This window comes from Streptomyces durbertensis (assembly GCF_014156695.1).
Taxonomy (GTDB): Bacteria; Actinomycetota; Actinomycetes; order Streptomycetales; family Streptomycetaceae; genus Streptomyces; species Streptomyces durbertensis.
Map to the genome: position 1 here is coordinate 1 of NZ_WMLF01000242.1, position 7,964 is coordinate 7,964.

Sequence of the window (7,964 nt, forward strand, 5' to 3'; positions counted from 1 at the left end):
GGCCGTCAGCAGCGGGGAGACGGGGACGTGTCGCACCAGTCCGGTGGCGGGCCGGTAGGAGGCGGGCAGGAAGGCGGAACGGTCGAGGAAGGCGATCTCGTCGGTCAGCCGTTCCAGTTGAGCCGCGCCCTCGTCGAGGTCGACGCCTTCCCACGCGACGGGTCGGGCGTTGTTCCGTTCCCGTGCCGGCGCCGGGGTGCCGCGCGCCGGCACGGGTGGGGTGGGTGACGGGACGTTCGGGTGCATGATCGGTTCCTTCGGTGGTCGGCGGCCCGGGTCCTGGTCCAGGCCGGGTCTAGGCCCTGGTCCGGCGCGGCGGGGACTGTGGGGCGTCGGGCCTCAGCAGCCGGCTGCGGGAGGAGGCGAGGCGGCCCAGCGTGCGCAGGGCGTTGGCGTCTCCCCCGAGCAGGGAGGGACCGCGGCCGACAAAGCGGGCGCAGATGCCGTGGTGGGCGGCGTGGACGTCGGCGAGGGCGGCGCGGAGCGCGCGTTCCGCGTGGCACCCTCCGCGGCAGGACTCGGCGTGGGCCCTGCCCCAGACGTCGAGCTGTCGCACGAGGGCACGGTGGTCGGCGGACCACAGGCCGGAGAAGCCGTCCCGCTCCTGGGGTGGTTCCATCGACGGCCGCACCTGGCTTCGGTAGGCGTGCGGGGCGAAGGAGGCGGTCGCCTCCATGGCGGCCGTACTCGCGCGGAGCAGGAGGGCCGCGTCCCGGGTCGCGGCCGGCCCGGGGTGGCGTCCCACCGGCCGGGCGGTGGCGTCGCGCAGGGCGACGACGGTGGCCGCGGTGAGGGCGAAGAACAACCGGTGTCCCGCGCGCCAGCGGGCCACCGGGGACAGGAGGGACGTACCCCCCGCGGGGGCGGGGGCGCGCTGGCCGCACACCGCCAGTGCCGTGTCCAGTGCGGCCCGGGTCTCCGCCGAGGCCCAGACACCGACTTCGGCGGTGGTGCGCAGCAGGGCCCGCAGCAGGGTGCGGGCCGGTTCGTGAGAGGTGCGGGCCACGTCGAAGTGCGCGTCGTACACGGCCTCCCGGGGGTTGGGAAGGGGTTCGGCGGCTCCGGGACGGCGGCCGCCGGTACCGCCGCCGGGCGGGCGTTCCGCCGCTTCCGCGTCGCGGAGTGCCGAACGGGCGTCGGGCAGCAGTTCGGGCGGGGGCAGCCACACGGGGCTCGTACGAGTGATCATGACTCCAGGAGGGTGTGGGCCCGCGGCCCCGCGGCCAGCTTCCGTGCATGGACGACCGTGCGTTTCGAACCGCAGCCGCGGACGCGGCCGGGCGCCTGACCGAGCACTGGCGGGCTCTGGCCTCCTGCGACCTCCCCGTGGTGCCGCCCGGTCCGCCGGGCACCACCCTCAAGGCGCTCCCGGAGTCGGCGCCCGAGCGGGGCGAGGACCTGGCGGCCATCCTCGAGGACACCTGGCGCACGATCGTGCCGGAGCTGGTGCACTGGCAGCACCCGAACTTCCTGGGCTACTACCCGACGAACAACTCGCCCGCCTCGGTCCTGGCCGAGCTGGTCACGGCGGGGCTGGGCGTGCAGGGCATGATGTGGTCGACGTCGCCCGCCGCCACCGAGCTGGAGCAGCGGGTGTGCGACTGGCTCGCCCGCGCCCTGGACCTGCCGGCCCGTTTCACGCACGCGTCCAGGCAGGGCGGCGGCGTCATCCAGGACTCGGCGTCGTCGGCCGTGCTGATCGCCGTGGTCGCGGCCCTGCACAGAGCCTCCCCGGGGCGGTGGCGCGAGCACGGGACAGAGGGCCGGCTGCGGGTCTACTGCACGGACCAGGCGAACAGTTGTGTGCCGAAGGCCGTCCGCGTCGCCGGTGCCGGCGAACCCGTGCTCGTGCCGACGGCCCCCGGTACGCATGTCATGGACCCGGCCGCGCTGGCCGAACGCGTCGACGCGGACCGGGCCGCCGGCCTGCTGCCCGCCGCCGTCATCGCGACCGCCGGCACCACCGGCACCTGCGCCACCGACCCGGTGCCCCGGATCGGCGCCGTCTGCCGGGAGCGCGGCATCTGGCTGCACGTCGACGCCGCCTACGCCGGCAGCGCGGCGCTCTGCCCGGAGCTGCGAGAGGACAACGCCGGGCTGGATTTCGCCGACTCCTACGCCGTCAACGCCCACAAGTGGATGCGCACCGGCACCCCCTGCGACGTCCTGTGGGTCGCCGACCGGAAGGACCTGACCGACGCTCTCGGCTCGACCGCCTCCTATCTGCGCGGCGACGCCACCGACTCGCCGGAGGTCGTCGACTTCAAGGACTGGCAGATCCCGCTCGGCCGCCCGATGCGGGCTCTGAAGCTGTGGTACGTGCTGCGCGCCCACGGGCTGGAGGAACTGCGGGAGGTGATCCGGCGCGATGTCCGACTCGCGGCCCTGCTCGCCTCCCTGGTCGAGCGGGAGCCCGGATTCCACCTGGTGGCCCACCGGTTCGGCCTTGTCGTCTTCCGCGCGGACACCGACGACAGGACGCGCGAGCTCACCCGGCGTCTCTCCGAGGAGGCCGACGTGCTGTGCACGCCCGCCGTGGTGGACGGCCGGCCGGTGCTCCGCGCCGCGTTGGGGTCCCCGTACGCGGACGAGACGACCGTCCGCCGCGCCTGGGACGTCATCAGGGCCTGCGCGGTGTCGGCGTCCTGACCGGCAGGACGGCCCTGGCGCGGAGGACGTCCCTGGCATGGAGGATGGCAACGTCACAGAAGACGGCAACGTCACAGAAGGCTGGGGCGCACACCGACGAAGTCGACCAGCGTGTGGCTGACGCTGTCCTCCTTCAGGATGCTCTGCCCGCTCACCTGCACCGCCTGGCAGCCGTCGCCGACCTGGGCTCCGGGTGAGAACAGCACGATGTTGCAGAGCATCAGCGGCTTCTGCTCGGTCTGGTTGGAGTCGGCCGCGGCCTGGGTCCCGCTCGCCACCACGGCGGCGAGCGCCGCCAGCGACAGACCGGCCGTACGCATCACGCCCATGGAACGTCCCGCCTTCGTGTTCGGAGTGCGCACCCGCATGTTCAGAGTCCCCGCGCGCATGTGTCAGAGCCCCAACGTGGCCGGGATGGCGATGTCCAGGCGGTTGATCAGGTCCACGTCCTCGGTGTGGGTCTTGAGCACGCCCTGCTTGACGTTCTGCCGTGCCTCGCACGTGCTGGCAGGGGGGTTGACGGCCAGCGGTCCGGTGTCGCACAGCATCGACGGGCTGTGGGTGTTGATGTTGGTGTCGGCCGCGGCTCCTCCCGCGGTGGCCAGCACCAGCGCTCCCGCGGCCAGGGCCGCCGCTCCGACGAACCGATGGGTACGCATCGTTGAACTCCTGAATCGAACGAGAGGGCCCCGGCGGTTCCCGCCGGGCGCGGAGGAGACCGGGGTGCTCAGGGCAGCAGGCCGTCGAGCGGGGTGATCACGTCGGCGAAGTCGACGATGTCGAAACTCTTGCTGTGATGCTTGACGATCTGCTGGTCGACGTGCTGTTCCGTGACGCACGACTGCCGCTCGCCACCGACCGAGAGCAGCCCCGCACCGCACTTGAGCGGGGGGTCGGCCAGGTTGTCGTTGCTGTCGGCGTGAGCCGCCCCGCCCATGCCGGCGACCAGCAGGCCGGAGCACACCGTCATCACCACGCGCCCGCGCATACGCGCCTTCCGCATCATCTTGGGTTCCTTCGCCAGTGGACCAGAGCGTGTACGCGGATATAACGCGGGACCCGGGGCGGAGGACACGTGGAGCCGCACCGGGATCCGCGGAGCCGGCGTGGCAGCCGAACGCTTCTCGTCCCGCGGCTGAGGGGTGGGCGCTCCTCCGCCCGCGGCCCGGCCCCGTGGGGTGGGGCCCCACGGGCCGGGCCCGGTGTCAGGTGAAGGGGATGGTGAGGGCGGAGCCCCTTCCGACCTGGAGGGTGGACGGGCCGTTGCCCAGGGCGCTCCAGACCTCGACGCGGATGGTGCCGCCCCTGAGGTTGCCGAGGGTGCCCGAGGTGGAGAGAGTGCCTTGGCGGGCGGAGGAGTATTCCTCCCAACCGGGGACGGGGTCGGTGGCGAAGTAGCGGTACGTCTCGACGCGGTCGAAGGTGCCGTCGCCGGTCAGGTCGTAGGAGACGCGGGCCTGTTGGGCGTGGCCCACGTGGGTGCCGGCGTCGACCTTGAAGGTGAACGTGGTGGCGGAGCCGGACTTCAGGGTGCCGTTGACGTTCCTCACCTCGTAGACCAGCGGGTTGTGCGGGGTTCCGTCGCGGTTGGCGCCGCCCGCTGACGGGAGGGTGTCGGAGGAGGCGGTCGAGGCCGCCTCGGTGGCCAGCCGGCCGCCGGAGCGCAGGTGGAAGGTGTCACCGGTGGCCGGCGGCGACCCGGTGTCGTCGCCCGTGGTGCCGCACAGGGTTCCCAGCCTGGTGTCGCCGCCCGCGCCGGACGCGGTGGACCTCGCCGGCACGTTCAGCACTCCTCCGTCCGAGAAGAGCACCGAGCACGGCTGGGCGGTGTGGTTGTGCGCGGCGTAGGTCCTGGTGCCGTTCTTCTCGAAGACGACGGCGGTCGGGGTGTTGGCCGTGACGGTCATGTCGGGTGAGCCGACGGAGTTCATCGTGGCGATCCAGTGGTAGGTGTGGGCCTTGCTCGCGCCGGCCTCGGGCTCGTAGGCGCCGTTCCAGCGGTTCCAGAAGGTCATGGCCCCGGCCGGGTCGTAGAGGGCCTGGACCTGCCAGAAGATGTCCTTCCACTCGACGGCCGGGCCGCCGTTCTCCCTCTCCATCTCGGCCACGCTGCGCCGCAGCATGGCCTTCTCGCGTGCCAGGCGCAGCGAACCCCCGGTCATCGGGAGGAAGTTGATGCCGTGGATCTCCTCGGGGTTGGCGGTCCACCAGGTCGCGTAGGCGCCGCCGCTGCCCCAGACCATGCCGACGACGTCGTGGGAGAAGTCCTTCGGGTAGACCTGCTGGTCGGCGTCGAACCAGTACTGCGCGATCGCCTCCGACTCGGTGGTCATCAGGTAGACGCCGAGGTCGCGCAGTGCCTTGTCGCCCATGGCGGAGCCCCACAGGATCAGGCCGGCGCTGAGGTTGACGGACTCCGAGGAGGACTCCTGGTTGTTGCCGGCGGCGAACGCCGCGTGGCCGGCCGCCCAGCTGTGACCGGCGTAGACGTCGAAGCCGCGCAGGAACGGGTACCTGCGGTCGTTCCGTGCCGGGTTCGCGGCGTCCTTGACGAGTTCCTTCACCATGCCGCCCCACTCCGAGTCGGCGGCCCAGCGGGGGTCGTACTGCGCCACGACGGCGGCGGCCATCACGTAGTAGGAATAGTGGAAGTGGTGGTCGTTGAGTTCCTGGTCGCTGCCGTAGGAGGCGGGGTATCCGATGAGGGTGCGCCAGTCCTTGTCGTAGGAGAACTCGGAGGGTCCGCCGACCGTGAACCACTCCTGCATCCGGCCCTTGATCAGGGTCAGCAGCCTGTCGCGGGCGGCGGTGTCCCCGACCTGGTCGGCGAGGGGGACAAGCTGGGCGAGCTTGCCGAGGGCCTTGCCGGTCCAGTAGGTGTCGACCGCGCCGCTGAAGGGGTCGCCCTGGTTCAGGACCTCGTTGATGTGGGCCCTGACCTTCGCCCTGTCGACGCCCGCGGCGCTCGGCAGGCCGGGCAGGACGCCGTTCACCTTCTGCGTGGTCGAGAAGGACGTGCCCTCGCGGACCTTCATCTCGCCGCGCGGCGAGACGTAGCGGTAGGAGGTCAGGGGATCACCGGTGTGCAGCCACTGGTGGCGGTAGAGCGCCTGGTAGGTGCCGGTCCGGCTGCCCTCCTTCGCCTCGGTGGTCAGCGAGTACGTCGCCCGGACCTCGCCGTTCCCCTCCCGGTAGTCCCAGTCCACCCTGGACCCGGTCACGAAGCTGAAGGCGTACTTCCCGAAGTCGGCGAGCGCGTCCCGGCTCGGGAGGACCGCCAGGGAGAAGTAGTCCTTCCCGCGCAGGTCGGCCCGGATCTCGTTGCCGGAGACGGTCCAGTCGCTGCCGCTGGGGGCGAACAGCGCGTAGTGGTGCCCCGAGATGGTGACACCGAGGACGTTGCCCTGGTCGGCGAAGACCGTCGGTGGGGCCGCCGCGCTGATCCGCGCCGCCCCGCCGGTGCCCTCGGCGTACACGTACGGCAGACCGTGGCCGATGGTCGTGCGCAGGCTGCGCGCGCCGTCGCTCCAGTAAGGGCTGACGGTCCAGTCGCTCCACCCGTCCGCCTTCGCGTCGGGTGAGTTGAGGCCGACGAGTCCCAGCGTCAGGTCCGCCTTGTGCGGGAACTCGTACTGGCGGCCGTCGCCCACGATCCGGTGTGCGGTCGGGTAGCCGACCTCCAGTCCGCCGGAGACCGCCTTGTAGGTGAGCGGGTGGCCGTACATGTTCTCCGACCACGGGTTGCCGGCGAAGCGCTGGAAGGCCAGCGAGGACCACCAGTCGTTCGTCGGGACGGGCGTGTCGGCCATGGCGGGGGTGACCTTGGGCTTCACCGGTTGGCCGGTGTTGTTCGACGGCCCCTGGGCGCCGCCGGGGCGGACGTCGCTGTAGCTGCCCCTGCCCACCTCGATCGTGGCGGCGGAAGCGGTGCCGCTGCCGAGGGTGCCCAGCGCGGTGGCGGCGAGAGCCGCCGTTGTCAGCACCGAGACAGTTCGTGGAATTCTCATACGCAGCTCCTCTGAGAGCGCTCTCAAGTCGCCGACAACGTAGGGCCGCGTTCCGGGCCGGTCAATACGTCGAGCCGGAATGCCTCCCCGGCCGACACGCCCCTCCACACGGTGAAGGGAGGCGGCACCGCGCCCGGACCGTGCGGCACGTCGGCCCGCCGCTCGGCCCCGGCGCGGCGGCGCAGGAGGCGCGGAACGCGGCATCGCGCGATAGCGTCGGCTGTGTGCTGTACGTGGCCGTCGCTGGTGCGGAGCATCAGCCATGACACGTGGCGGCCGTGCGTCGGAAGCGCGGTGGGCGCGGCTCGGCTGGCTGTGGTGGCTGGTAGCGGCGGTCCTGGTCACCGCCGCGCTGCTGGGGTTGGTCTCGCGGCAGGGGGAACTGCGTCGGGCGGCCGAGCTGCTGACGCGCATCGATCCCGCCAAGGCGCTCGTGGCCCTGTTCTTCGAGGCCGCCGCGTTGGTGTGTCTGGCCGCGATGCAGCGGTGGTTTCTCGCCACCGGCGGGCTGCGGATGACAACGGCCAGGATGGTGCCGCTGGTGCTTTCGGCAAACGCGATCGCCGGCGTGCTGCCCGCGGGCGCGGCGTTCGCCGTCGCCTGGCTCTACCGCCAGCTGCGGCGCCGGGGGGCGGGAGAGGCGCTGACCGCGGGAGTTCTTGTGGTCTCGGGCGGGCTGTCGGCGCTGGCGCTGCTGACCGTGATCGCGGTGGGCACGCTCACGGCCGGTTCCCGGGGCCCCGGCCCGGAGCTGATGGCCGTGCTGGCGGTGCTGGCGACGGTCGCCGTCATCGGCCTGATCGCCCTGCGGTCGGCCGTCGTCCGGCGGGCGATGGGCCGTGGTTGGGCACGCGTCGAGGCCCGGTACGGCCGGACCAGGTCGGCGAGCAAGGCGGTACGCGGCCTGGTGACCCACGCCAGGAGGGTCCGGCCCGGGGTGCGACCGTGGCTGTGGCCGGTGGGACTGGCCCTGCTGAACTGGGTTTTCGACGCCGCCTGCCTGGTGGCCAGCCTCTGGGCGCTGGGCGTCCCGATCCCGTGGGCCGGCCTGCTGCTCATCTACGGGCTGGTGCAGATCCCGGTCAGCGCGCGTCTGACACCGGGCGGCATCGGGATCGCGGAGGCGAGCCTGACGGCTCTGCTGGTGTTGTACGGCCTGCAGCCGGGGCAGGCGTTCGCCGCCGCGCTGGTGTACCGGATCTGGAGCTTCTGGCTGCCGCAGCTGGTCGGCTGGGCGTGCTGGCTCGGGATCACGCTGCGCGAGACACGGTGAGGCGCCGAGTGCCCAGACCATGCGCGCGCCGCCCG

At 72.4% G+C, this 7,964-nt stretch carries 8 protein-coding genes; 2 read left to right on the forward strand and 6 right to left on the reverse strand.

Annotation, left to right across the window (positions count from 1 at the left end):
- Together GL263_RS16495 and GL263_RS16500 are read right to left on the reverse strand one after the other, a co-directional pair.
- A partial coding sequence (locus GL263_RS16495; RefSeq protein WP_182856485.1) for a hypothetical protein occupies positions 1-246 on the reverse strand: 246 nt, incomplete at its 3' end.
- Positions 247-295: 49 nt separating this feature from the next.
- A complete protein-coding gene (locus GL263_RS16500; protein WP_182856486.1) occupies positions 296-1,189 on the reverse strand; it encodes a 3-methyl-L-tyrosine peroxygenase-related protein in 894 nt (297 codons plus the stop codon).
- Between the two features lie 47 nt (positions 1,190-1,236).
- Between GL263_RS16500 and GL263_RS16505 the strand changes: the two genes are divergently transcribed.
- Complete coding sequence (locus GL263_RS16505) at positions 1,237-2,649, forward strand: pyridoxal phosphate-dependent decarboxylase family protein (protein ID WP_182856487.1); 1,413 nt, start codon at positions 1,237-1,239, stop codon at positions 2,647-2,649.
- 71 nt (positions 2,650-2,720) lie between these two features.
- Here GL263_RS16505 and GL263_RS16510 read toward each other — a convergent pair whose 3' ends face one another.
- The 4 genes from GL263_RS16510 to GL263_RS16525 all read right to left on the reverse strand — a co-directional run bounded on the left by GL263_RS16510 (position 2,721) and on the right by GL263_RS16525 (position 6,656).
- Entirely contained in the window at positions 2,721-2,978 is a 258-nt protein-coding gene (locus tag GL263_RS16510) for a hypothetical protein (protein ID WP_228456556.1), read from the reverse strand.
- 63 nt (positions 2,979-3,041) lie between these two features.
- Positions 3,042-3,308 carry a hypothetical protein gene (locus GL263_RS16515; protein WP_182856489.1) on the reverse strand — a complete coding sequence of 89 codons (267 nt, stop codon included), beginning with the start codon at positions 3,306-3,308 and terminating at the stop codon, positions 3,042-3,044.
- Between the two features lie 68 nt (positions 3,309-3,376).
- Positions 3,377-3,655, reverse strand: coding sequence for a hypothetical protein (locus GL263_RS16520; RefSeq protein WP_182856490.1), 279 nt, complete (start codon positions 3,653-3,655; stop codon positions 3,377-3,379).
- A gap of 199 nt (positions 3,656-3,854) precedes the next feature.
- Positions 3,855-6,656, reverse strand: coding sequence for a glycosyl hydrolase (locus GL263_RS16525; protein WP_182856491.1), 2,802 nt, complete (start codon positions 6,654-6,656; stop codon positions 3,855-3,857).
- 262 nt (positions 6,657-6,918) lie between these two features.
- Here GL263_RS16525 and GL263_RS16530 point away from each other — a divergent pair, with 262 nt between their 5' ends.
- Positions 6,919-7,929, forward strand: a complete 1,011-nt coding sequence (locus GL263_RS16530) for a lysylphosphatidylglycerol synthase transmembrane domain-containing protein (protein WP_182856492.1) — start codon at positions 6,919-6,921, stop codon at positions 7,927-7,929.
- The last annotated feature ends 35 nt before the right edge of the window (positions 7,930-7,964 follow it).